Raw genomic sequence first — 23594 nt, 5'->3', positions numbered from 1 at the left:
TAGAATGCCAAAAGTGATCGAAGAAGAGAAAGAAACCAAGTCAAATAGTCGCTTTCAATGGATTGTTTTTGTTGTATTCATTCCTCTCTTATTTGCCATTACCATCGCTTTGGTTGTCATGACGGTGGCAGGAATAAATGTATTTGAAAAAGCACAGTCCGTTCCTTTCGTATCAAAAATACTCCCATCTGAAATTGAGCAAGATCAGGAGCAGCTTAAGAGCCGGATCGTCTCATTGCAAGCATCCATTGAAGACAAAGAGGCAAAAATCTCCCAGCTTCAAAGTGAGATCGGCGGCAAAGAAAATGAAAATGAGAAGCTCCAGGCAACCATTGAACAGCAAAAGCTAGAGCTGGAAGAACTAAGACAGATTGGTGAAGAAAATAAGCGGGCATTTAAAGAAGTCGTAAGTACATTTGAATCAATGTCTGCCAAAAGCGCGGCACCGGTGCTTTTGAAAATGGAGGATCAAGAGGCAATAAAAATCCTTTCCAGTATCAAACCCGATGATCTGGCTGACATATTGGAGAAAATGCCGCCTGAGGATGCTGCAAGATATACGGGGTTATTGTCTGCGGATGAAAGCTAGATAATTAACCGCTTTAGAGGAGGTGAAACAGTGGATATAGGCATAATGAAATCTGTACAGCATAAAGGGACAGCCGTACAGGGATTGAATTCTTTGAAATCTAAGCCTGTGAATGAATCATTTTCTCATCATTTGCTTGGAAGTTTGAATGGCACAAGCCCCCAAAATGCTTTGACAGATCATGAAGTTTCCGCAGATTTATCTGTGATAAGTCAATTGCTTGGTACAGAAGGATTGGAAGGGATGGGGCTATCCGAAGAACAATTAATGACCTTGGAACAGATGGGTGAATTGGATATTGGGATAATCGCAGACATTTTGGGATTCGACCTTACTGAAATCAACAAGCTGCATTCAGAGCTTCAAGATGTGATATCTTCCCTTAATGAGGAAGAGGTTGATGGAGAGATTTCCTTGGAATCTCTGGCAGCAGTTTTACACCTTGTTCAGTTGTCTTTTAGTACGAATCAATCAAAGAATCTTCAAGGGGTGGAGCAGCTCGTTAAGCTGTCTAAAGTAATTGAATTACTTGCCAATCAAAAAGAACTTCCTATCCCAGATGTTCAAAAAGCATTTGAAATCAAGGATCTGTTGAAACAGCTTCATCACAAAGTAGATACTGCGATGACTGGTTATACGGATCGGCCGAAGAGCTGGAATGAAGTCATGAAGGGTGCATATAACCGTCATATGCCAACCGAGATGATTAGGGAAGGGGTGCAAACGGACCAGAACAAGAACGTGCAGGCAGTATCAGGAAATAATATTCATATTGTACTTCCCAGAACAGAACAATTTACGATGACTTTGTCACAGGCAAAGGGACAGATACAATATGAACAATTTGTAAAAGATCTCCAAACCATATTAAGCAGGTCGCACATGCAGAACCAGCCAAATATGAGTAAGCTTTTGATTAAGTTATATCCGGAACAATTGGGTTCATTGCGTATCGAGCTGCTTCAGCAAAATGGGATCATGACAGCAAAGATCCTGGCTACGACAGCAAATGTGAAAGATTTACTAGATTCGCAGCTTCAAGGATTAAAGCAGGCATTTACTTCACAAAATTTACAGGTTGAGAAGATTGAAATCTCACAGGCACTCACAGATCCGGAAAGACAATCCAAAGGTCAATCGCAGCAGCAGCCTAATGGTCAATCAAAACAAAGCCATCAGGAAACCTCGAATAATGATGAGGAACAGGATGCAGCATCTTTTAAAGAATATCTAGTAAACAGCGAAGTATAGGTGATGATATGACAAAGATAGATCCAAATTTACTTTATTCAACCTTGCAGACGAACAAGCGTGAAGGTGGAAATGATATTTTAGGTAAAGACGATTTCCTGAAAATCCTGATGACCCAGCTTCAGAATCAGGACCCGATGAACCCCATGCAGGATAAGGACTTTATTGCTCAAATGGCTACCTTTTCATCATTGGAGCAGATGACGAACCTGACAAAGACAATGGAGAAGTTTGTAGAGAATCAAAATCAATCCCAATTGATTGCTTACAATCAATTCGTCGGTAAACAGGTGACCTGGCATAAGGTAACAGAATCGGATTCAAATGAAGCGCCGGAAATTTCAGAAGGGCAAGGGATTGTCAAAGGGATCCGTTTTAAAGCGGATAACGTTGAATTTGTCATGGAAGATGGCACCATTCTCACACCGGGCAATATCTCACAAGTGAATGATGGGACAGCTTCAGAAGTTTCCCTGGTCAATGCATCGATGTTAATAGGGAAGAAAGTGACTTGGGAAGGGGAAGAAGGTGAATTCAGCGGTATTGTGAAGTCCGTGTCATCAAAGGATTCCCGAATTTGGATCCATACTGATACAGGTGAGAAAGTCCTAAGCGATAATCTGTTAAAAATCGAATCTTAACAAGGAGTGGTTGTATGGATAAAGCCTTCTTGCATCGAGTTCCATCGCAGCCTCTGACGCCAGGCTTCAAGCCGAAAGCAGTTGATTCAATTACTGATAGGGGTCGCTCATTTGCAAACGAGTTGAATAAGGCAATAACCCGTTCAACTGAAATGCAGATTAGTAAGCATGCGAGGGCAAGGATGGAACAGAGAGGAATTTCAATTTCCCCACAGATTTGGGAAGAAATAGGAAAAAAAGTAAACGAAGCAAAATCCAAGGGAGTTCAGGAATCACTCGTTCTCCTGAAAGACGCTGCATTAATCGTCAGTGCAAAAAATCAGACAGTCATAACGGCACTGGACAGGCAGGAAGCAAATTCGCAGATTTTCACAAATATCAACGGTACGATATTAATTGATTCATAGGCTGGACCTTTAAAGGAAGCCTAAAAGCTGTGGAATGATAGAAGCAGCTAACACGAAAGGGGAAAAATTCATGCTACGTTCAATGTATTCAGGTATCAGCGGAATGAAGAACTTTCAAACAAAACTAGACGTCATTGGGAATAATATTGCAAATGTCAATACTTATGGTTATAAGAAAGGCCGTGTAACGTTTCAGGATCTTATGAACCAAACAGTTTCAGGAGCAAGCAGGGCAACTGAGAACCGTGGTGGTCAAAATGCGATGCAAGTAGGATTAGGTTCTACACTTTCATCCATTGATAGTATTCAGACACAGGGAAGTCTACAAACCACTGGAAGATCACTGGATGTTGCGGTCTCAGGTGATGGGTTCTTCATGGTCAGACAGGGTAATAATGAACTTTACACAAGAGCCGGAAACTTCTATTTAGATTCAAACGGAAGTCTTGTGACTGGCGGGGGCGCACTTGTGCAGGGTTATCCTGTTGATGCAGATGGTGTTGTCAATCGCTCAGGAGTAACGGATATCAAAATAGATACCGATACGACAATGGCACCGCAAGCGACAACCAAGGCAGCATACAATGGGAATTTAAAAGCCACTGCTGAAGCAGGTACCGAAGTAAATATTGAAACAAAAGTAAAGGATTCTCAAGGAAACGATATCAGTTTGAAAATTACCCTGACCAAAAGTACTGGTAATAACGCATGGACAGCAGGTATAACCAGCTTGACCGATGGAATAACAGTCGCTGGCGGCGCAAACCTATCGTTCAATTTTGATACAGATGGTAAATTGACCACTGCTATGCCGCATGCATTGAATCTGACTAACACGAATGGGGCAAACGACTTGGAAATCGAAATGGACTTCACAAACATCACCCAATTCGACAGCTCTTCATCCGCGAATACAGATACTGTGAACGGTAACTCGGAAGGATACCTTGAGAGCTTCAATATAGGTTCTTCAGGGGAAGTGAACGGGGTATTTTCAAATGGTGAAGTGAGAGTTTTAAGCCAGCTTGCTTTAGCAACATTCTCCAATCCAGGCGGACTGACGAAAGCAGGTAATAATTTATTCCAGGCATCCAATAACTCAGGGCTCCCTAACATGGGGTTAGCCGGAGAAGGAAGAGGCTCACTGCAATCAGGTTCACTCGAAATGTCCAATGTCGATCTATCTGAAGAATTCACAGAAATGATCACAGCTCAGCGCGGATTCCAGGCAAACACAAGAATCATCACTACCTCAGATGAAATTTTACAGGAATTGGTTAATTTAAAGCGATAATTCGTTACTAAGGGAGGTAAGGGGCTGACTCATAGCATGAAGCTGTTTCAGCTTCAGGAATGAGTCAGTTCTACATAATATGATTACGTTAACTAGATTGAACGGTAAATCCTTTACCCTTAACGCTTTTTACATAGAGACGGTTGAGGCGTTTCCGGATACGACGATCCAATTAACCAATGGGCGAAGATATGTAGTGAAAGAATCGGTAGACGAAGTGACTGTGAAGACTCTTGGTTTTTTCCGTAAAGTAAACCTGCTTGATCCTGCGTTCAAAGGGGGTGGTTCAGAATGAAAAACAAATTCTTAACCATCATGATGATCTTACTGGTAACGATCACTCTGGTAGGAGTGATCGCACTGGTTGTCATTTTGAAATTTTCAGATGAGGAAGAAGCGAAGGAGCCTTCCATTGAAGAGGTTATTGAAGCCTCTGTCGATATACCGGAAATCACAACCAATCTATTAAGCAATGATTTTATACGTATATCTTTCAAGATTCAAACGGAAAACAAGAAAGCAAAAGAAGAGTTAGAGAAAAGAGATTTCCAAGTCAAAAACATCATCATAGAAGAACTTTCTGAAATGAAAGCAGACGACCTGCAGGGGAAAAAGGGCAAAGAACTGATTGAAGACAAGGTCAAGGAAAAGGTGAACTCCCTGATGCAAGAAGGCATGGTAGAAAAAGTGTACATCACCTCTATGATGATTCAGTGAAGATCGTAATATGCAAGGGCCGGGGGTGAAGAAATGGCAGATGTTTTATCGCAAAGTGAAATCGATGCCCTGTTATCGGCATTGAACACAGGTGAGATGAGCGCGGATGATTTTAAAAAAGAAGAAGAAGAGAGAAAAGTAAAAGTATATGATTTTAAGCGGGCCTTACGATTTTCTAAAGATCAAATTAGAAGCTTGACCCGCATACATGAGAATTTTGCAAGGATCCTTACGACGTATTTTTCAGCGCAGCTTCGAACATATGTACAAATTAATGTTGCTTCTGCTGACCAGATACCTTATGAAGAGTTTATTCGTTCAGTTCCAAAGATGACGATTCTCAATGTATATGAGCTTCCTCCTCTGGATGGGAGGATCCTTATGGAAATCAATCCGAACATCGCTTATTCAATGATGGACCGAGTGATGGGAGGAAAGGGTGTCAGTGTAAATAAAGTTGAGAATCTGACAGAGATTGAAACCACCATCATGTCCCAGTTGTTTGAGCGTGCTTTTGAAAACTTAAGCGAAGCATGGAGCACTGTAGTGGATGTTGATCCGGTACTTGCGGAGTTTGAAGTCAACCCTCAATTCCTTCAGATGGTGTCACCAAATGAAACAGTGGTAGTCATTTCATTAAATACGACGATAGGCGAAACAAGTGGAATGATCAATATTTGCATCCCGCATGTTGTATTGGAACCTATACTTCCTAAGCTGTCTGGAAGCTACTGGATGGAATCGAAGAAAAAAGATATCAAGCCTGAAGAAGCGGCAAACCTCGAGAAAAGAATAAAGAAAGCTTACGTGCCTGTGGTCGCTGAGCTCGGAAACTCTGAAATCTCGATCGAAGATTTCCTGATGCTCGATGAAGGGGATGTCATTCAATTGAATACAAGAATCGATGACCCGCTAGCCATAAAAGTCGGCGAGATTCCAAAATTCACTGCCCAGCCTGGCAAATCCAACAACAGACTGGCGATACAAATTTTAGAATCATTGAAAGGGGGAGACGACGATGATGAGTGATGATATGTTATCACAGGATGAAATCGATGCGCTTCTCAGAGGTTCTGCAGAACCTGAAGAGCAAGATGCCGGCGAGATGAACATAGAAGATTATATCAATTCAATGGAACAAGATGCTTTAGGGGAGATTGGGAACATCTCTTTTGGAAGTTCTGCAACAGCTCTATCAACTTTGCTTAATCAAAAAGTTGAAATTACAACCCCTAAAGTTTCCATTGTGAATAAAAATTCCTTAGAGGAAGAATTTCCTCATCCATACGTTGCAATAGAAGTTCAATATACTGAAGGTTTTTCAGGTGCAAACCTGTTAGTGATCAAACAATCGGATGCTTCGATCATAGCTGATTTAATGCTGGGTGGAGACGGGATGAATCCGTCCGGGGAACTCGGGGAAATCCAGTTAAGCGCAGTTCAAGAAGCAATGAATCAAATGATGGGATCGGCGGCCACATCAATGTCGACGGTTTTCAGTAAAAAAGTTGACATTTCTCCTCCATCTGTGGATCTGATGTATATCCCTCAAGGGGAAGGACAGGAAAACATCCCGGATCAGGACTTGCTTGTTAAGGTATCCTTTTCACTGAAGATCGGAAATCTCATCGATTCAAGTATTATGCAGCTGCTTCCATTGAGTTTTGCCAAAAGTCTCGTAGATGAGCTGATGAATGGAGGAAGCGAAGAAATAGCAGAAGAGACAAACCTTCCTTCAGAGTCTCCTGAGGTGAATCATGAATCCCATTTGCAGCCTCGCGGTGGTCAAATTCAAGACGACATGTCCAAAGAATTTGCAGGTGCGGGTCCTGCTTCAGCACAGTTTAGCCAGCAGCATGCTGCGCCTCAGCATTTCGGAGGGCAAAGTTATTCCAGCCAGCAGCCTGTTAATGTGCAGCCGGCGACGTTTTCAAATTTTGAACCATCCGGATTGGGACAGCAGGAAACAAAAAACCTGGATATGCTTCTCGACATCCCTTTACAGGTAACGGTTGAGCTTGGAAGAACAAATCGTTCAGTGAAGGATATTCTAGAGATGTCTTCCGGCTCGATCATCGAGCTCGATAAGTTAGCCGGGGAACCTGTCGATATTTTAGTGAATAGCCGGTTGATTGCAAAAGGGGAAGTCGTGGTAATTGATGAGAATTTCGGTGTTCGTATCACCGATATCGTCAGTCCGAGTGATCGGTTGAATAAACTTAGATAATGGCTGTTTTACTTCTAAGAATGTAAAAAAGCTAAGATAAATAATTTAAAAGATGGAGGATGACGGCGATGGCGAATAAAATTTTGATAGTTGATGACGCTGCATTTATGCGAATGATGATTAAAGATATTTTGACAAAAAACGGATTTGAAGTAGTGGGTGAGGCTGCAGATGGAGCCCAGGCTGTAGAAAAGTACAAAGAAGTACAGCCGGACTTGGTCACAATGGATATCACAATGCCTGAAAAAGACGGTATCGCAGCGTTGAAGGATATTAAAGCCATGGACCCCGGTGCGAAAATCATCATGTGTTCTGCAATGGGTCAGCAGGCAATGGTAATCGATGCAATTCAAGCAGGAGCTAAGGACTTCATCGTTAAGCCATTTCAGGCGGACCGGGTAATTGAAGCGATCCAAAAGGCTTTAAGCTAACAGTTTTTAAGAAGGTGTATTGATTGAAAAAGCTTCAACTAGTAGTGACTCTAATATGTATCTTAATAATGGCAAGTACCGGAGGGACAACGGCACTTGCCGGAATGAAGTCTGTAAATGATTGGTACGAAGAACCTAAAGGGGAGAGTGAACAAAACCAAGATGCTCCTGTCTCGAAAGAATTAGGCCCTGCAGAGACGCAAACCCCGACGGTCAGTTTTTTTGATTACGTAAAAATGATCTTTGCCTTGATTTTTGTTGTAGCCCTAATTTACTTCCTGTTGAAATTCATCAATCAAAAAGGAAGATCATTTCAGCAGACAAAAATGATCAACCATTTAGGCGGTGCACCCCTTGGGGGCAACCGCTCTGTGCAGATTGTGAAAGTGGGGAATCAGGTGCTGGTATTAGGAGTAGGTGAAGACATTCAGCTTTTAAAAGAGGTACAGGACGAAAAAGAGAAAGAAGAGATTCTGGCTTTCTATCATACTGGGACTGAACAGCTGAAAGACTCAAAAGCAGTGGTTTCTAATCTGCTGAGGAAAGTAAAGGGCAGTCAATCAGATCCTTCTCCAAGCTCTTTCCAATCCCATCTGAAAACACAGCTGGAGGAAATGAGCAAAGGAAGAAAAAGGGTGCTTAAGGATTTAAGGAATAAGGAGAACCATTCAGATGAATGAATTTATGGAATTTTTTAATGGCAGCTCAGCGGATTCTGTCTCCACAAGTGTAAAGCTTTTACTTTTATTTACGGTTCTTTCCCTGGCTCCGAGTATACTCATCCTTATGACATCTTTTACACGGATCATGATTGTCCTTTCCTTTGTAAGGACTTCACTGGCGACACAGCAAATGCCGCCTAACCAGGTATTGATTGGACTTTCCCTATTCCTTACCTTCTTTATCATGGCACCGACATTCCAGGAGGTTAACGATCAGGCGTTGACACCACTCTTTAATGAAGAAATCAATCTTGAAGAAGCGTATGAGAAAGCAGCTGTCCCTTTTAAAGAATTTATGAGTAAACATACCAGGCAGAAAGATCTGGAGCTTTTTTTAAACTACTCAGGTGCAGAAAGACCGGAGTCGATTGCTGATATCCCGATGACATCACTCGTACCGGCATTTGCTTTAAGTGAGATTAAAACAGCTTTTCAGATCGGATTCATGATTTTCATCCCGTTCCTTGTCATTGATATGGTGGTGGCAAGTGTTTTAATGTCTATGGGAATGATGATGCTTCCGCCGGTTATGATATCATTACCGTTTAAAATTTTGCTCTTTGTACTGGTGGATGGCTGGTACTTAGTCGTTAAATCTCTTTTAGAAAGTTTTTAAGTAGGTGAGTTTTATGAATGCCGAATCTGTTATAGCACTGGCCGAGCGAGGGATTTATGTAACCTTGGTCGTTTCAGGACCATTATTGGTACTTGCCCTTGTGGTGGGTTTGATCGTAAGTATTTTTCAGGCGACGACACAGATCCAGGAACAAACGCTTGCGTTTATTCCTAAGATTGTCGCTGTATTGATCGGGATTGTGTTTTTCGGTCCATGGATGCTGACGAAAATCGTCACCTATTCATCACAGATCTTTTCCGACCTGACAAGGTTTGTAGGTTAATAGAATGGCAGAGCTAGTACCTGTATTATCGGTATTCTTACTGGTTTTTGTTAGGGTTTCAGCATTTTTTGTCACCATGCCTTTATTTTCATACCGGAATATACCTGCTCAGCATCGCGTTGCCTTCTCACTGATGCTTTCATGGGTAATGTATTATACGGTTGAATCGAAGGCATTTGAAATCAACGGGCAATACTTTCTGCTAGTGATGAAAGAAGCAATGGTCGGGCTTTTGATCGGTTTTGTTGCTTATATGATAATTTCTGCGATTCAAATAGCCGGAGGGTTTATCGACTTTCAGATGGGCTTTGCCATAGCGAATGTCATTGATCCCCAGACGGGTGCCCAGTCCCCCTTGATGGGTCAATATTTGTACACTTTTGCACTCTTATTACTGCTCGCATTGAATGGCCACCATTTAATTCTTGATGGTATTTTTTACAGCTATCAACTCATACCGATAGACAGCCCATGGATACCATTTGGTGATGAAGTGTTGATTGAATATATAGTCAAGGCATTTAATTCCATGTTCATTATCGCTTTTCAAATGTCCATTCCAGTTGTAGCCACTCTCTTCCTGGTCGATGTCGCCTTAGGGATCGTTGCAAGGACCGTGCCGCAGCTTAATGTATTCGTAGTGGGTTTCCCCATAAAAATAGCGGTGTCATTTATTGTTCTTTTTATTGTGATGGGTGTTAGTTTTAAGGTCATGCAGAAGTTATTTGAAATGATGTTGGTGACCATGAGGGATTTAATGAAGTTAATTGGAGGCTCGTAAGGTGCAGTGGTTATCATTAGATTTACAGTTTTTCAGTGGTGAAAAGACAGAAAAAGCCACCCCTAAAAAAAGGGAAGATGCTAAAAAGAAAGGGCAAACGGCGAAAAGTCAGGATGTAAATACAGCAATCATCCTTCTGGCCGTTTTCTTATTTTTAACCTTTGGTGCCTCATATATCGGAAATATTGTATTTGATTTATTTCGTCATTCCTTTCAGGAGTATATGCTGATGGAGGTAACGGAAAATACTGTACAGGTCATCACAATGGATCTTATGAAAGAACTGGCGCTTCTGCTTGGACCGATTATGCTGGTTGCACTTGCAGCAGGTGTTGTTTCCAACTATATTCAGGTAGGTGTCATGTTCACCACCAAGCCTCTGGAGCCGAAATTGGAAAAAATTGACCCAATAAAGGGATTTAAGCGTATTTTTTCGTTAAGGGCCATAGTCGAGCTGTTAAAATCGATTTTGAAAATTTCTTTTATTGGTGCCATCACCTTCGTCATTCTTTGGACGAATATTGAAGAAGTGCTGAGTTTATCTTTCAAGTCAGTGGGAGATTCTTTGGCCGTGATGGCAAAATTGGCCGTTCAGATGGGTATAGCCGCTTCTTTGGCGTTGTTATTTCTATCGGTCTTTGATTACCTTTATCAAAAATACGATTTTGAAAAGAATATCCGGATGTCAAAACAGGATTTGAAGGATGAACATAAGAATATCGAGGGTGACCCTCTGATCAAATCCAAGATAAAACAAAGGCAGCGGGAAATGGCGATGCGCCGCATGATGCAAGAAGTCCCGCAGGCAGATGTGGTGATTACAAACCCCACTCACTTTGCCATTGCCCTGAAGTATGATGAATCCAAACGAGACGCTCCCTATGTCGTTGCAAAGGGAGTGGATTATCTGGCGCAAAAGATAAAATACATCGCCAAAGAAAATGATGTGGTGATGGTTGAGAACCGTCCGTTAGCACGATCCTTATACGATTCAGCCGAGATTGGAGATACAGTCCCGGAAGAATTTTTTAAAGCGGTAGCTGAAATCTTGGCCTATGTATATCGGATTAAAAACAAACTGTAAGAATGTTAGGAGAGTAATAGTATGTCAGCTAGAGATTTATCAGTATTAGCCAGTGTCATATTAATTGTAGCCATGCTTATCATTCCTTTCCCGTCATGGATGCTGAGTGTGCTGATCATCATTAATATTTCACTTGCTCTTTTAGTGCTCCTAACCTCCATGAATATGAATGAACCGCTTCAATTTTCTATTTTTCCGTCTTTATTACTGCTGCTAACGCTTTTTCGCTTAGGTCTAAATGTTTCCACAACGAGATCGATTCTCAGTAAAGGAGAAGCAGGGGGCGTTGTGGAAACATTTGGAACATTCGTGGTCGGCGGAAATGTCTTAGTGGGGCTCGTCGTCTTTGTGATCCTGATCGTCATACAGTTCATTGTTATTACGAAAGGATCTGAACGTGTCTCGGAAGTAGCGGCAAGGTTTACCCTCGATGCAATGCCGGGGAAGCAAATGAGTATCGATGCCGATTTGAATGCGGGAATGATATCGGAACACGATGCCCGACACCGAAGAGAAAAAATCAGCAGGGAAGCAGACTTTTATGGTGCTATGGATGGTGCTTCCAAATTTGTAAAAGGCGATGCGATTGCAGGTATTGTCATCGTCATGATCAACTTGATCTTCGGCATCATTATCGGGATGACCCAGCAGGGACTTCCGATCGGGGAGGCAGCGACGCGCTATTCCCTACTGACAGTGGGAGATGGAATCGTCAGTCAAATTCCAGCCCTATTGATTTCCACAGCCACGGGTATCGTGGTTACAAGGGCCGCTTCAGAAGGCAACCTTGGACAGGATATCATGAAACAGCTTCTAGCATATCCATTTATGCTCTATGTTGCCGCGTTTACTATTTTCATGCTTGGAGTGGCAACACCCATCGACGATATTTTGACCATACCGATTGCCGCCGCAATGGCGATTGGAGGATATATGCTTTCTCGCACCCCTGCTGAAAGCGAAACAGAAATTGCTGCCATGGAAGAAGAGGTAGAAACGGATGAAATGAAGAGCCCGGAAAGTGTTGTCAATCTTCTGAATGTCGACCCGATTGAGTTTGAATTCGGCTATGGGTTGATCCCTCTGGCTGATACAAATCAGGGAGGGGATTTGCTTGATCGGATTGTCATGATCAGAAGGCAGTTGGCAATCGAGTTGGGATTGGTGATTCCCGTGGTCAGAATAAGGGATAATATACAGCTCCAGCCAAATGAGTACCGCTTGAAGATCAAAGGAAATGAAATGGCCAGAGGTGAATTATTACTCGATCATTATTTAGCCATGAGCCCCGGAGTGGAAGATGATTCAATTGAAGGTATTGATACAATCGAACCATCATTCGGACTGCCGGCAAAATGGATATCTGAGGAAATGAAAGAACAGGCGGAAATATTCGGTTATACAGTCGTAGATCCCCCATCTGTCGTTTCTACGCATATTACTGAAGTGATCAAGACGAACGCCCATGAACTTCTTGGCAGGCAGGAGACTAAACAATTAATCGATCATCTACAGGAGTCTTATCCTATCTTGGTAGAAGAGGTCACCCCCAATCCATTGTCTGTCGGGGAAGTTCAGAAAGTGCTGGCTAAGCTTTTGAAAGAGAATGTGTCGATTCGCAATCTTCCAATCATTTTTGAGACATTGGCCGATTTTTCGAAGATGAGTTCTGATACAGATTTGCTTGCAGAGTACGCAAGACAGGCCCTTGCACGTCAAATCACAAATCAATACGTCCAGGAAAACGGGTCTCTCAAAGTGGTTACCATGTCCGGGAAGGCTGAAAAAATGATTGCAGACTCCATCCAGCAGACAGAACACGGAAATTATTTATCAATGGATCCCAATGATTCACAACGGATACTTGAATCCGTCGCTTCACAGATCGAGCAATTATCATTGATGGAAGAATCACCGATCATCTTATGTTCTCCTGCTGTTAGAATGTACGTGAGACAATTAACAGAAAGGTATTTCCCGCAAGTGCCGATCCTGTCATATAACGAATTAGAAGCAAATGTAGAAGTACAAAGTGTAGGGGTGGTGAATGTGGAATGAAGGTAATAAAATACGTGGCACCTACTATGAATGATGCCATGAAAAAGGTTAGGAACGACCTTGGGGAAGACGCGGTAATTCTGAATTCAAAAGTAACCCATTCTGGCGGAGTTTTTGGTTTGTTCAAGAAAAAAATGGTCGAGGTCATTGCAGCTGTCGACCCTGGTATCGAAAAAGAAAAAGCAGAAATGAAAAGGCTGCGTTCACAGCCCGATATGTCTAAGTCAATCCCGATAAAAAAAGAAGAATCCAGTGAAAAGCAAACGATCGATGAAAGCTCAGTACACCAAGAGTTGAAAGAACTAAAACAAATGATTGCTTCTTTTAAATCAAACAATCAATTCGAAAGATATGACTCATCCATCCGTGAAATATTGATCCATTTACAAATGCAGGGCGTTAATGAATCCTTGTTATTGCAAGCAGGTGATTACCTGGAAGGTGGATTGAAGTCAGATAAAGAAACCCCCCAAGTGATGGGAGAGTCATTACTTTCGGATGCAAAACAATTCATCAGGAGAACAGTTAGTGATATTCCGATGAGCGGTATAAGTTATAAGAAGAAATATATCAATGTAATCGGGCCGACTGGGGTCGGAAAAACGACCACTCTTGCAAAAATGGCTGCAGAAGCAGTGATTGAAAAGAGAATGAAAATCGGGTTCATCACCACGGATACTTACAGAATAGCAGCCATCGAACAATTAAAAACATATGCCGGCCTGCTTAATGTGCCGGTAGAAGTAGTATATAAGCTTGATGACTACAAAAAAGCCATTGGAAAATTCAGGGATTTCGATCATGTATTCATTGATACGGCTGGAAGGAATTTCAGGGAAAAGAAGTATGTAGAGGATCTTGAGACGGTCATTGACTTCAAGCGCGATATGGAAACGTTTCTTGTGTTATCCCTGACAAGTAAAGAAAGTGATATGAAAGAAATCATTAAACAGTTTTCTTCCATTGATATCGACCGCTTTATCTTCACGAAGCTGGATGAAACATCAAGCTATGGATCGATGGTGAATATCATCACTGAATCAAATACCGGAATTGCCTATATAACAACTGGACAGGATGTTCCGGAAGATATAACTGAAGTAAACGCTGAGGAAATTGGTGAGTTGCTTCTGAAAGGGTTCAATTATGAAAGATCAAGCCTATAATTTAAGACAAAAAATGCTACACAATTCATCCACTCCTGCTAAAACAATAGGGATTGTAAGTGGAAAAGGGGGAGTGGGGAAATCTAACATATCCACCAATCTTTCAATATTGCTGGGGGAGGCGGATAAGAAGGTTCTTTTATTTGATATGGATATCGGTATGGGGAATATTCATATACTGATGGGCAGTCATCACAGGTATTCGATTATGAACTACATTGAGGAAAAAGATCTAGAGATACATGATGTAATATGTGAAAATGTTCATGGGATTTCCTATATTAGTGGAGGGAATGGGCTTAAGAGTATAGTAGAGTGGAAGAAAGAGCAGAAAGAACGCTTTTTTGAAGCAATGGGTCATCTGGTCCTAAAGTATGACTATATTATTTTTGATATGGGAGCAGGCGCTACTAAAGAAACTCTCAATTTCCTATTGACGATGGAACAAATATTGGTCGTGACGACCCCCGAACCGACTTCAATTACCGATGCGTATTCAATGATGAAATATATTCATCTGAGGGATGCCGAAAAAGAATTTTACCTTGTCTGTAATCGGGCAGAGAACAAGCAGGAAGGTGTATTGACCATCTCAAGGCTGCAGGAAACTGTCAGGAAGTTTTTGAGTAAAGAGATTATCTCATTGGGAGTTTTGCCGGAAGACCCTGCTGTGAGAAAAGCAGTAAGCCAGCAGACGCCCCTGATCAAAAGTTTTCCGCGTGCACCTATCTCTATCAGCTTACATTCTCTTGCAGACAATTTTCTTTCGGAAGCTGACAAAATGTACATTCAAAACGAGAAACCATCGTTCTTGAAAAATATTAAAAATTTATTTTTCAGGAGGTAATTTGATGAAGAAAAAAGTACTGGTTGTGGATGATTCTGCATTTATGAGGAAGCTGATCAGTGATTTTCTATCCACCTCAGAACAGTTGGAAGTGGTGGGGATTGCCCGTAATGGGGAAGATGCGATAGCGAAAATAAAAAAACTTTCACCTGATGTTATCACACTGGATGTCGAAATGCCCAAAATGAACGGTATTGAAGCATTAAAGAAAATAATGGATGAATGCCCAATCCCGGTCGTCATGCTCTCCTCTACCACAAAAATAGGAGCGGAGGAGACATTCAAAGCGATACAGCTTGGTGCTGTTGACTTCATCGCAAAGCCATCAGGTACAATCTCACTTGACTTACATAAAATTAAGGACGAAATCGTTCAAAAGGTGCTGGCGGCCAGTCAAGTGTCAGTCACTAAACTACTGAACAATCGGACTTCATCAGGTTCTCTTCAAAACAAAACAAACATTCTTAAAAATAAAGAAACTGTGATGGAGAAAGAGGAGTTCGTATCAAAAAGAAGTACTGCTTCTGATATCCATGACCACAAAACACGGATCATCCTTATAGGAACCTCTACAGGTGGACCACGGGCATTGCAGCAGGTGTTGACTGACTTACCTTCAACTATTGATGCACCGGTGCTTATCGTCCAGCATATGCCCCCAGGTTTTACTAAGTCATTGGCTGATCGTTTAGACTCGCTGTCAAGTATCAGGGTAAAAGAGGCAGAGCATGGGGAGCAGCTTCAAAATGGTGTTGCATATATAGCACCCGGAGGGTTTCATATGAAAATACTTCAATCAGAAACAAAGCTTAAGGTCGAATTGAACAAAGAAGAACCACCCCGTAATGGACACCGCCCGTCCGTTGATGTCCTTTTAGAATCAGCTGTAACAGTCGGTGATTGCAATAAAATTGCTGTCATTATGACAGGAATGGGTTCAGACGGTACACAGGGGTTAAAAAAGCTTAAGATGTCCGGCGGTGTAAAGACGATCGCAGAGTCACATGAAACATGCATCGTATATGGAATGCCTAAGTCGGTAATAGCAGCAAATCTTGCAGATGAAGTTGTGAATGTCGAGGAAATTGCTCAATCAATAAAGAAGTACATGGTGTAGAGAGGTGTGGAGCACATGGAAATGAGTCAATATTTAGAAGTCTTTATAGAAGAAAGTAAAGAAAATTTGCAAACCTGTAACGAACAACTGCTTGAACTTGAAAAAAATCCTCAGAATCTATCGATCGTAAATGAAATATTTCGTGCAGCTCATACATTAAAAGGAATGTCTGCAACGATGGGTTACGAAGATCTGGCAACCCTTACCCATAAAATGGAGAATGTCCTTGATGGGATCAGAAATGAAAAAATCCTTGTTTCCCCTGAAATTCTGGATGTTGTATTTAAATCTGTGGATGATCTAGAGGAAATGGTCCTTTCCATCTCAAATGGAGGGGACGGTAAAAAAGATGTAAGAGAAGTCACGACGATGCTGCAAGCAATTGAAAATGGGGAAAAAATATCTGCTTCCGAAGATCTGGCACTTAAAGAAACGGCGTCTGCAAAGGTAGAAGAAAAGTCCTCAATAGAGTATGAAGCATACGAACAGACGGTAATTGAACAATCTTATGAAATGGGAATGCATTGTTATGAACTTGCTGTGTCGTTAAGAGAAGATTGCCTACTAAAAGCAGCGAGAGTATTTATGGTCTTTGAAGTTATGGAGAAAATCGGGGAAGTAATAAAGTCAAAACCTACAGTAGATAAACTTGAAGAAGAACAGTTCGATCAAACTTTTACAGTGACAATCGTAACGAATGAAAGCTCCCTTGACCTCGAAAAGAAAATAATGAAGGTTTCAGAGGTTGAAAAAGTAGAAGTAACTGAAGTAACACCTGAAAATCTGCAAAGCCATATAGTACATACAAAAGAAGAACAAAAGCCCGTAAATAAGACAGAGACGACTTCTGTAAAAGAATCGATGCCTGTGAAAGATTCTTCCAAAGATACTCCAAAATCCACCACCTCTAGTAAAACGATTCGCGTGAATATCGAACGGTTGGATATCTTGATGAATCTATTCGAAGAGCTGGTTATAGACCGAGGCAGGCTGGAACAGATATCGAAGGATCTCGATAATCCTGAATTAAACGAAACGGTAGAAAGAATGACGCGCATTTCGGGTGATTTACAAAATATTATTCTGAATATGAGGATGGTTCCGGTAGAAACCGTATTTAATCGTTTTCCACGAATGGTGCGGCAGCTTGCCAGAGACTTAGATAAAAAGATCAATATTGAAATTGTCGGAGCTGAAACAGAATTGGATCGTACGGTGATAGATGAAATTGGCGATCCATTGGTGCACTTGATCCGTAATGCGATCGACCATGGGATTGAAAAGCCGGAAATCCGCATGGAAAACGGTAAGCCTGAAGAAGGAACAGTCAAACTTAAAGCTTACCATAGCGGAAATCACGTATTCATTGAACTTGAGGATGACGGGGCTGGCATTAACACACAACGAGTTCTGGAGAAAGCGGTTCAAAAAGGGATTGTCAGTGAAGAAACCGCGCACACGCTGACAGATCGTCAAATCTATGAATTGATTTTAGCTTCCGGTTTCTCTACGGCAGAACAAATTTCCGATATTTCCGGAAGGGGAGTCGGACTGGATGTAGTGAAAGCAACGATAGAATCGCTCGGAGGATCGATAACCATTGATTCCAAGGAAGGGCAAAGATCACTCTTCTCCATTCAGCTGCCATTAACGCTCTCTATCATTTCGGTGATGCTCGTAGAAATCGAGAAGGAAAAATATGCAATACCTTTATCATCAATTATTGAAACAGCCATTGTCAAAAAAGAAGAAATCATGAATGCGCATAATCAGAGAGTAATTGATTTCCGTGGGAAAGTAGTGCCGCTGGTATTTCTTGAAGATGTTTTTGAGGTTCCAAAAGACAAAACTGAAGACGAAGAATTCTATTCCACAGTAATTGTACGAAAAGGGGAAAAGATGGCCGGGCTGGTTGTCGATTCCTTTATCGGCCAGCAGGAAATTGTCTTAAAATCATTAGGGAATTATCTGACAGATGTATTTGCCATTTCCGGTGCCACCATACTTGGTGACGGACAGGTAGCGTTGATCGTTGATTGTAATGCATTAATTAAATAGGAGGTAGAGGTAATGAGTGAGATGACAGTAGTAACAGAAGACCTTAAGCTGATCGTGTTTCAATTAATGGATAAAGAATATGCCATTCCTGTCAATCAAGTGCGGTCAATTGAGAAACTGCAGTATATAACCAGAGTACCTAAAACCCCAGCCTATGTGAAAGGTGTCATTAACTTGCGGGGTGTAGTGACTCCGATCATCGATTTAAGATCCAAGTTTGGATTAACGCCTGCAGAAACTTCGGATAGTACCAGGGTCATCATCGCAGGACTCCAGGATAAAGAAGTCGGTTTGATTGTGGATGCGGCTAATGATGTGCTGGATGTTTCCAAAGACGCCATTGAACCTCCTCCTGAAGTAGTCGGGGTTGTGAAAGCTGAGTATATAGGCGGAGTAGTGAAGAAAGACAGAAGATTACTTATCTTACTTCATTTAGACAAAATCCTTCAGACATTGTAGGGGAAAACTTATGGGATATGAACAAAAAATAAACTCTATGCATCTTGATATTCTAAAAGAAATTGGTAATATCGGGGCTGGTCACGCAGCGACCGCCCTTTCGATTTTGTTAGATAAACAAATAGATATGAAAGTTCCCCGTGTGAAGATCGTTTCTTTTGATCAAATAATGGAAATGGCAGGGGGAGCTGACAATGTGGTAGTCAGTGTCTTTCTGCGGATTGAAGGAGATGCGCCGGGCAGCATGTTTTTTATACTTTCTCTTGAACAAGCCTCTGCATTTATCAAATCCATGACCCATGACGAAAACTTCTCTTTTCAAGCTTCGGCTCCATCCGAATTAGGTCTATCAGCAATGCAGGAATTAGGGAATATTCTTTCTGGCTCTTACTTGTCTTCTTTAGCGGATTTTACAAATCTCAATCTATCGCCGTCTGTACCTTCGTTGTCAATTGATATGGCAGGGGCAATCATTGGTTTCGGATTAATTGAAATCTCACAGGTTAGTGATTATGCAATCGTAATTGATACTGCTATTAAAGAAGAGGAAGCAGATTCAGGAAGTGTGAATGGACATTTCTTCCTCCTGCCTGATCCTGATTCCCTGGACATCATCTTTCAATCCCTGGGTGTTCAAGGATGATCGAATTTCAGTCTGTCGTAAAAGTTGGTATCGCTGATATGAATACGGTGAGAGAAAATGGGTCAATTCGAACTTCGGGACTGGGTTCTTGTGTGGGTGTCGTTTTATTTGACGATTACATGAAAATAGCCGGCATGGTGCATGTGATGCTTCCAAGTTCTACGATTGCTAAAGGAACAGCGCTGAATGCAGCCAAATATGCTGATTCAGGGGTGGAAGAGTTAATACGCAGGTTGAGGGACATGGGAGCGGCTTTGCCAAGATTGAAATGTAAAATGGCCGGTGGAGCCCAAATGTTTCAACTCTCATCAAAGAGTGAATTGATGAGAATAGGCCCCCGGAATGTAGATGCTGTGAGAGAAGTATTGCAAAAAAACAATATTCCGGTCATTGGGGAGGATGTTGGAGGCAACAAAGGAAGAACAATTGAATTTTTTGTTTCAGATAGTGCGCTTCAGGTCCGTACCGTGAATGAGGGAACAAAAAGGTTATAAGATCAACGGATAAAGATTTAAGAAGGAGGAGGAGTCTTATGTCTCAGCAACCCGCTAGAACCGAAGAACAAATCTATTGGGATAAATGGATATCGAACCGTGATACACAAGCGGGTGACCTTTTAGTGAAGAAATATATGCCCTTGGTATCATATCATGCTGCTCGAATTTCAGTCGGACTGCCGAAGAACGTCTCGAGAGAAGATATTAAAAGTCTTGGGTTGATGGGATTACTCGACGCCCTTCAAAAATTTGATCCTTCCAGAGATTTAAAATTTGATACGTATGCTTCTTTTCGGGTAAGAGGGGCCATTCTTGATGGCTTAAGGAAAGAAGATTGGCTCCCTAGATCCACCAGGGATAAAGCAAAAAGAATTGAAGCGAAGATGGTTGAGCTTGAACAGAGGCATCTTCGACACGTCACAGCTGAGGAAGTAGCCCTGGAATTGGAGATGACAGCAGAGGATGTTTATCAAACTACAAATGAACATTTCTTTGCAAATGTCCTATCGATGGATGATCAGCTTACGGATGAAGACCATGATACTGGGACCTACTCCTTGAAGGATGATAAGACGATTTCTCCGGAAGAGGAAGTGGTGAAGGGTGAGAATCTGATTGAATTGGAAGAAACGATCAGGAAGCTTTCAGAAAAAGAACAGCTTGTGTTAAGTTTGTTCTATAAAGAAGAATTGACCCTTACAGAAATCGGGGAAATCATGAAACTTTCCACGTCCAGAATATCACAAATACATTCTAAAGCCATATTTAAATTACGTAACCTGCTCAGCTCTTAAGCTTTTCTGGAATGAGGTATGAGATATGAGTTTAAAGGCGATTGAAATGCAAATCGCACTTCCAAGGACATTTGAAGCAGCAAAACAGATGGAACATAATAATGTGCACAATCATGTCTCTCAGAGCGCCGCTGGAATTGAAATGGAAAAAGAACTTCACAAGAAAAGGCATACCGCAACGGAAATTGATCAAAAAGGAAAAGCCGGTCTTCAGAGGGACAATGATCGGAACTGCGACCCGGATGAACACAAACAGCAAAGAGATTCAAGTTCAGTAGAAAAAAAGGTCCACCCCCACCCTTATAAAGGGAAAAAGATTGACTGCTCAGGTTAACTACATAAATGCAGCAATACTTCAAAGAACAGGTGATACTATGACCACGTTTTTATTCTTTGTATCGTTTCTGCTCAACATCGTATCCCTGTTTGCCATCATAATCCTTTATACAAGGCAGAACAGATTCATCGATCTTGAGAAGAGGCAAGGGAAGATGCTTCAGGAGATGGAAGAGACGATTTCAACTTACCTAATTGAAATGAAAGAAGAAAATGAAGCATTCTTTAAAAGCCTTCATCAAAGTAAAGGAGAATCTTCATTCCAAAATAAAGATTCAAATGTTTACACACAGCCGACGGATTCCACTCAAAAGGAAGAACCGGCCTCACTTTCCAATAAGCGACTTAACGCTGCCAAAGCGTATAAGAAGCCATCTGCATCAATCGAAAGGAATGATGATGGAGGCTGGTCCCCGCTAGTTCCTGATAACAGCAGTGATCCCTGGGAGGGATCATTGGTCACTCAAGTTATCACTTTACAGCAAAAAGGGCTCTCTATTGAAGAAATTGCAAAAAGACTAGGAAAAGGAAAAACAGAAATTGAACTTCTATTAAAATTTAATCAAAAATCTTAAGAAGTTCTTGCTTGGGCAAAAGAGGTATGCTATAGTATTCATGGTGTGATTACACACGTTTCTCGATTGAGTGGATGGTGCTATTCAACAGGATAGTTTCTGCTGCAAGATGACAGAAACGGAGGAGAAAAATTAAAACCATTAGGAGGAAACACACATGTCAGTAATTTCTATGAAACAATTACTAGAAGCTGGTGTACATTTCGGACACCAAACTCGCCGTTGGAACCCAAAAATGAAGAGATACATCTTCACAGAGCGTAACGGCATCTACATCATCGACCTTCAAAAGACTGTTAAGAAGGTAGAAGAAGCTTATAACTTCGTGAAAGAATTAGCTGGTAACGGCGGTAAAGTTCTTTTCGTAGGTACTAAGAAGCAAGCACAAGAATCTGTTAAAGAAGAAGCAGAACGTGCGGGTATGTATTACATCAACCAACGCTGGTTAGGTGGAACACTTACTAACTTCGAAACAATCCAAAAGCGTATTGCACGTCTTAAAGAAATCGAAAAGATGGAAGAAGACGGAACTTTTGAAGTACTTCCTAAGAAAGAAGTAGTTCAACTTAAGAAAGAACATGAACGCTTGGTTAAATTCCTAGGCGGAATCAAAGATATGAACACACTGCCTGATGCATTATTCATCATTGACCCTCGTAAAGAGCGTATTGCTGTAGCAGAAGCTCGCAAATTAAATATCCCTATCGTGGGTATTGTTGATACGAACTGTGATCCGGATGAAATCGATGTTGTCATTCCTGCGAATGACGATGCGATCCGTGCGGTTAAGCTTCTTACAGGTAAAATGGCAGATGCTATTTTAGAAGCTAAGCAAGGTGAAGAAGCAGCTGTAGCAGCTGAGTAATTTAAAGAGAAGGTGATAAGAGGGACTTACCCTTATCACCTTTTTTTAAAGAGTATGCCGATTCGATGTCCTCTATACCATGGATATCGGTCTTTGACAAATCATCTTCAAAGGCTATGGAATGAACATGCGTCATATCGTTTATACTGACTAGCAGAGATGAATAAAGTCTACATAGTTAAACTAAGGAGGAAACCCACTATGGCAATTACTGCACAAATGGTTAAAGAACTTCGTGAAAAAACTGGCGCTGGAATGATGGACTGTAAAAAAGCGTTAACAGAAACTGACGGAGATATGGACAAAGCAATTGATTTCCTTCGTGAAAAAGGGATCGCGAAAGCAGCTAAAAAAGCTGACCGAATCGCTGCTGAAGGTACTACATTCATCACAAGTGAAGGTAACACTGCAATCATCCTTGAAGTGAACGCGGAAACTGACTTCGTTGCAAAGAACGAAAACTTCCAAAACTTAGTCAGCGAACTTGCAGAGCATTTATTAGCTGAAAAACCAGCTTCAGTAGAAGAAGCGATGGATCAAAAGATGAAAAACGGTTCTACAGTTACTGAGTTCATTAACACTGCAATTGCAAAAATTGGTGAAAAAATCACTTTGCGCCGTTTCGAAATCCGCACAAAAGGCGATAATGCAGCATTTGGTGAGTACCTGCACATGGGCGGCCGCATCGCTGTTCTTTCTGTTGTTGAAGGTACAACGGATGCAAATGTAGCAAAAGACGTTGCAATGCACGCAGCTGCATTAAACCCTAAATATGTTTCACGTGACCAAGTATCTGCAGAAGAAGTAGAGCGTGAGCGTGAAGTCCTTAAACAACAAGCACTTAACGAAGGCAAGCCTGAAAATATCGTTGAAAAAATGGTCGAAGGCCGCCTAGGGAAGTATTTTGAAGATGTTTGTATCCTTGATCAAGCGTTCGTTAAGAATCCAGATCAAAAGGTACGTCAATATCTTGAGTCTAACAAAGCTACTTTGACTGACTTCATCCGTTACGAAGTAGGAGAAGGTCTTGAAAAGCGTCAAGATAACTTCGCTGAAGAAGTAATGAGCCAAGTTAAGAAGTAATCGTATTAAGAAAGTCATAACATTTTTAGTAGGGAACACCTAGTGTGTTCCCT

28 protein-coding genes are annotated in these 23594 nt (G+C 41.5%); all 28 read left to right on the top strand.

The annotated features are described in order from the left end of the window. The first annotated feature begins 4 nt into the window (after nucleotides 1-4). The 28 genes from ACXAFV_RS17880 (at nucleotide 5) to tsf (ending at nucleotide 23541) form a co-directional block, all read left to right on the top strand. The gene (locus tag ACXAFV_RS17880; protein WP_475128450.1) at nucleotides 5-589 is read left to right on the top strand and encodes a MotE family protein; all 585 of its coding nucleotides are present in this window, start codon (nucleotides 5-7) and stop codon (nucleotides 587-589) included. Between the two features lie 30 nt (nucleotides 590-619). Next, on the top strand, nucleotides 620-1840 hold the full coding sequence (locus ACXAFV_RS17875; protein ID WP_475128449.1) for a flagellar hook-length control protein FliK: 1221 nt from the start codon (nucleotides 620-622) through the stop codon (nucleotides 1838-1840). An 8-nt stretch (nucleotides 1841-1848) separates the two neighbouring features. Then, complete coding sequence (gene flgD, locus ACXAFV_RS17870) at nucleotides 1849-2481, top strand: flagellar hook assembly protein FlgD (RefSeq protein WP_475128447.1); 633 nt, start codon at nucleotides 1849-1851, stop codon at nucleotides 2479-2481. A gap of 14 nt (nucleotides 2482-2495) precedes the next feature. Continuing rightward, nucleotides 2496-2888, top strand: a complete 393-nt coding sequence (locus ACXAFV_RS17865; RefSeq protein WP_475128445.1) for a TIGR02530 family flagellar biosynthesis protein — start codon at nucleotides 2496-2498, stop codon at nucleotides 2886-2888. Between the two features lie 70 nt (nucleotides 2889-2958). Next, nucleotides 2959-4182: a flagellar hook protein FlgE gene (locus tag ACXAFV_RS17860; protein WP_475128444.1), complete on the top strand. Its 1224-nt coding sequence runs from the start codon at nucleotides 2959-2961 to the stop codon at nucleotides 4180-4182. Between the two features lie 79 nt (nucleotides 4183-4261). After that, nucleotides 4262-4477 carry a flagellar FlbD family protein gene (locus ACXAFV_RS17855; RefSeq protein ID WP_475128443.1) on the top strand — a complete coding sequence of 72 codons (216 nt, stop codon included), beginning with the start codon at nucleotides 4262-4264 and terminating at the stop codon, nucleotides 4475-4477. Beyond that, nucleotides 4474-4899 carry a flagellar basal body-associated protein FliL gene (fliL, locus tag ACXAFV_RS17850; protein WP_475128442.1) on the top strand — a complete coding sequence of 142 codons (426 nt, stop codon included), beginning with the start codon at nucleotides 4474-4476 and terminating at the stop codon, nucleotides 4897-4899. Before ACXAFV_RS17855 ends, fliL begins: the two co-directional genes overlap by 4 nt. A gap of 33 nt (nucleotides 4900-4932) precedes the next feature. After that, a complete protein-coding gene (gene fliM / locus ACXAFV_RS17845) occupies nucleotides 4933-5928 on the top strand; it encodes a flagellar motor switch protein FliM (protein ID WP_475128441.1) in 996 nt (331 codons plus the stop codon). Next, a complete protein-coding gene (gene fliY, locus ACXAFV_RS17840; protein ID WP_475128440.1) occupies nucleotides 5918-7126 on the top strand; it encodes a flagellar motor switch phosphatase FliY in 1209 nt (402 codons plus the stop codon). The genes fliM and fliY overlap by 11 nt, the downstream gene beginning before the upstream one ends. A gap of 68 nt (nucleotides 7127-7194) precedes the next feature. After that, on the top strand, nucleotides 7195-7557 hold the full coding sequence (locus tag ACXAFV_RS17835; protein WP_032088822.1) for a response regulator: 363 nt from the start codon (nucleotides 7195-7197) through the stop codon (nucleotides 7555-7557). Between the two features lie 23 nt (nucleotides 7558-7580). Next, nucleotides 7581-8237, top strand: a complete 657-nt coding sequence (locus ACXAFV_RS17830) for a flagellar biosynthetic protein FliO (protein ID WP_475128439.1) — start codon at nucleotides 7581-7583, stop codon at nucleotides 8235-8237. Continuing rightward, nucleotides 8230-8895, top strand: a complete 666-nt coding sequence (fliP, locus tag ACXAFV_RS17825) for a flagellar type III secretion system pore protein FliP (RefSeq protein ID WP_475128436.1) — start codon at nucleotides 8230-8232, stop codon at nucleotides 8893-8895. Before ACXAFV_RS17830 ends, fliP begins: the two co-directional genes overlap by 8 nt. Before the next feature lie 13 nt (nucleotides 8896-8908). Continuing rightward, nucleotides 8909-9178, top strand: coding sequence for a flagellar biosynthesis protein FliQ (fliQ, locus tag ACXAFV_RS17820; protein WP_475128435.1), 270 nt, complete (start codon nucleotides 8909-8911; stop codon nucleotides 9176-9178). A gap of 4 nt (nucleotides 9179-9182) precedes the next feature. Beyond that, nucleotides 9183-9959 carry a flagellar biosynthetic protein FliR gene (gene fliR / locus ACXAFV_RS17815; protein ID WP_475128433.1) on the top strand — a complete coding sequence of 259 codons (777 nt, stop codon included), beginning with the start codon at nucleotides 9183-9185 and terminating at the stop codon, nucleotides 9957-9959. A gap of 1 nt (nucleotide 9960) precedes the next feature. Then, complete coding sequence (flhB, locus tag ACXAFV_RS17810; RefSeq protein ID WP_475128432.1) at nucleotides 9961-11043, top strand: flagellar biosynthesis protein FlhB; 1083 nt, start codon at nucleotides 9961-9963, stop codon at nucleotides 11041-11043. A 21-nt stretch (nucleotides 11044-11064) separates the two neighbouring features. Then, nucleotides 11065-13101, top strand: coding sequence for a flagellar biosynthesis protein FlhA (flhA, locus tag ACXAFV_RS17805; protein ID WP_475128431.1), 2037 nt, complete (start codon nucleotides 11065-11067; stop codon nucleotides 13099-13101). Beyond that, nucleotides 13098-14267, top strand: coding sequence for a flagellar biosynthesis protein FlhF (flhF, locus tag ACXAFV_RS17800; protein ID WP_475128430.1), 1170 nt, complete (start codon nucleotides 13098-13100; stop codon nucleotides 14265-14267). The genes flhA and flhF overlap by 4 nt, the downstream gene beginning before the upstream one ends. Next, nucleotides 14248-15114: a MinD/ParA family protein gene (locus tag ACXAFV_RS17795; protein WP_475128428.1), complete on the top strand. Its 867-nt coding sequence runs from the start codon at nucleotides 14248-14250 to the stop codon at nucleotides 15112-15114. The genes flhF and ACXAFV_RS17795 overlap by 20 nt, the downstream gene beginning before the upstream one ends. Nucleotides 15115-15118: 4 nt before the next feature. Beyond that, nucleotides 15119-16231, top strand: a complete 1113-nt coding sequence (locus ACXAFV_RS17790; protein WP_475128427.1) for a protein-glutamate methylesterase/protein-glutamine glutaminase — start codon at nucleotides 15119-15121, stop codon at nucleotides 16229-16231. Nucleotides 16232-16246: 15 nt separating this feature from the next. Next, a complete protein-coding gene (locus ACXAFV_RS17785) occupies nucleotides 16247-18289 on the top strand; it encodes a chemotaxis protein CheW (RefSeq protein ID WP_475128425.1) in 2043 nt (680 codons plus the stop codon). Between the two features lie 12 nt (nucleotides 18290-18301). After that, entirely contained in the window at nucleotides 18302-18748 is a 447-nt protein-coding gene (locus tag ACXAFV_RS17780) for a chemotaxis protein CheW (protein ID WP_475128424.1), read from the top strand. A gap of 10 nt (nucleotides 18749-18758) precedes the next feature. Then, nucleotides 18759-19391, top strand: a complete 633-nt coding sequence (locus ACXAFV_RS17775; protein ID WP_475128423.1) for a chemotaxis protein CheC — start codon at nucleotides 18759-18761, stop codon at nucleotides 19389-19391. Beyond that, nucleotides 19388-19885 carry a chemotaxis protein CheD gene (locus ACXAFV_RS17770; protein ID WP_475128421.1) on the top strand — a complete coding sequence of 166 codons (498 nt, stop codon included), beginning with the start codon at nucleotides 19388-19390 and terminating at the stop codon, nucleotides 19883-19885. Before ACXAFV_RS17775 ends, ACXAFV_RS17770 begins: the two co-directional genes overlap by 4 nt. Before the next feature lie 38 nt (nucleotides 19886-19923). Continuing rightward, the gene (locus tag ACXAFV_RS17765; protein ID WP_475128420.1) at nucleotides 19924-20682 is read left to right on the top strand and encodes a FliA/WhiG family RNA polymerase sigma factor; all 759 of its coding nucleotides are present in this window, start codon (nucleotides 19924-19926) and stop codon (nucleotides 20680-20682) included. Nucleotides 20683-20707: 25 nt separating this feature from the next. Next, nucleotides 20708-21016 carry a hypothetical protein gene (locus ACXAFV_RS17760; RefSeq protein WP_475128419.1) on the top strand — a complete coding sequence of 103 codons (309 nt, stop codon included), beginning with the start codon at nucleotides 20708-20710 and terminating at the stop codon, nucleotides 21014-21016. 40 nt (nucleotides 21017-21056) lie between these two features. After that, on the top strand, nucleotides 21057-21593 hold the full coding sequence (locus ACXAFV_RS17755) for a DUF6115 domain-containing protein (protein WP_475128417.1): 537 nt from the start codon (nucleotides 21057-21059) through the stop codon (nucleotides 21591-21593). Between the two features lie 157 nt (nucleotides 21594-21750). Next, entirely contained in the window at nucleotides 21751-22458 is a 708-nt protein-coding gene (rpsB, locus tag ACXAFV_RS17750; protein ID WP_224873962.1) for a 30S ribosomal protein S2, read from the top strand. A 201-nt stretch (nucleotides 22459-22659) separates the two neighbouring features. Beyond that, nucleotides 22660-23541 (top strand): translation elongation factor Ts, encoded by an 882-nt coding sequence (gene tsf / locus ACXAFV_RS17745; RefSeq protein ID WP_446246345.1) that lies wholly within the window; start codon nucleotides 22660-22662, stop codon nucleotides 23539-23541. Nucleotides 23542-23594: the final 53 nt, after the last annotated feature.

Source organism: Rossellomorea sp. ABR4_012 (assembly GCF_056159545.1).
Note: the sequence above shows the minus strand (reverse complement) of the source record. Positions and strands in the feature narration are given on the sequence as shown.

Bases quoted from the DNA above. Each gene is read 5' to 3' on its own strand.
- fliM (WP_475128441.1), top strand. From the start codon at position 4,933: ATGGCAGATGTTTTATCGCAAAGTGAAATCGATGCCCTGTTATCGGCA.
- ACXAFV_RS17790 (WP_475128427.1), top strand. From the start codon at position 15,119: ATGAAGAAAAAAGTACTGGTTGTGGATGATTCTGCATTTATGAGGAAG.
- ACXAFV_RS17780 (WP_475128424.1), top strand. From the start codon at position 18,302: ATGAGTGAGATGACAGTAGTAACAGAAGACCTTAAGCTGATCGTGTTT.
- ACXAFV_RS17865 (WP_475128445.1), top strand. From the start codon at position 2,496: ATGGATAAAGCCTTCTTGCATCGAGTTCCATCGCAGCCTCTGACGCCA.
- ACXAFV_RS17765 (WP_475128420.1), top strand. From the start codon at position 19,924: ATGTCTCAGCAACCCGCTAGAACCGAAGAACAAATCTATTGGGATAAA.
- ACXAFV_RS17755 (WP_475128417.1), top strand. From the start codon at position 21,057: ATGACCACGTTTTTATTCTTTGTATCGTTTCTGCTCAACATCGTATCC.
- ACXAFV_RS17760 (WP_475128419.1), top strand. From the start codon at position 20,708: ATGAGTTTAAAGGCGATTGAAATGCAAATCGCACTTCCAAGGACATTT.
- flgD (WP_475128447.1), top strand. From the start codon at position 1,849: ATGACAAAGATAGATCCAAATTTACTTTATTCAACCTTGCAGACGAAC.
- fliY (WP_475128440.1), top strand. From the start codon at position 5,918: ATGATGAGTGATGATATGTTATCACAGGATGAAATCGATGCGCTTCTC.
- ACXAFV_RS17770 (WP_475128421.1), top strand. From the start codon at position 19,388: ATGATCGAATTTCAGTCTGTCGTAAAAGTTGGTATCGCTGATATGAAT.
- flhA (WP_475128431.1), top strand. From the start codon at position 11,065: ATGTCAGCTAGAGATTTATCAGTATTAGCCAGTGTCATATTAATTGTA.
- flhF (WP_475128430.1), top strand. From the start codon at position 13,098: ATGAAGGTAATAAAATACGTGGCACCTACTATGAATGATGCCATGAAA.
- ACXAFV_RS17775 (WP_475128423.1), top strand. From the start codon at position 18,759: ATGGGATATGAACAAAAAATAAACTCTATGCATCTTGATATTCTAAAA.
- fliR (WP_475128433.1), top strand. From the start codon at position 9,183: ATGGCAGAGCTAGTACCTGTATTATCGGTATTCTTACTGGTTTTTGTT.
- tsf (WP_446246345.1), top strand. From the start codon at position 22,660: ATGGCAATTACTGCACAAATGGTTAAAGAACTTCGTGAAAAAACTGGC.
- ACXAFV_RS17795 (WP_475128428.1), top strand. From the start codon at position 14,248: ATGAAAGATCAAGCCTATAATTTAAGACAAAAAATGCTACACAATTCA.
- ACXAFV_RS17855 (WP_475128443.1), top strand. From the start codon at position 4,262: ATGATTACGTTAACTAGATTGAACGGTAAATCCTTTACCCTTAACGCT.
- fliQ (WP_475128435.1), top strand. From the start codon at position 8,909: ATGAATGCCGAATCTGTTATAGCACTGGCCGAGCGAGGGATTTATGTA.
- fliP (WP_475128436.1), top strand. From the start codon at position 8,230: ATGAATGAATTTATGGAATTTTTTAATGGCAGCTCAGCGGATTCTGTC.
- ACXAFV_RS17860 (WP_475128444.1), top strand. From the start codon at position 2,959: ATGCTACGTTCAATGTATTCAGGTATCAGCGGAATGAAGAACTTTCAA.
- ACXAFV_RS17785 (WP_475128425.1), top strand. From the start codon at position 16,247: ATGGAAATGAGTCAATATTTAGAAGTCTTTATAGAAGAAAGTAAAGAA.
- fliL (WP_475128442.1), top strand. From the start codon at position 4,474: ATGAAAAACAAATTCTTAACCATCATGATGATCTTACTGGTAACGATC.
- ACXAFV_RS17880 (WP_475128450.1), top strand. From the start codon at position 5: ATGCCAAAAGTGATCGAAGAAGAGAAAGAAACCAAGTCAAATAGTCGC.
- rpsB (WP_224873962.1), top strand. From the start codon at position 21,751: ATGTCAGTAATTTCTATGAAACAATTACTAGAAGCTGGTGTACATTTC.
- ACXAFV_RS17835 (WP_032088822.1), top strand. From the start codon at position 7,195: ATGGCGAATAAAATTTTGATAGTTGATGACGCTGCATTTATGCGAATG.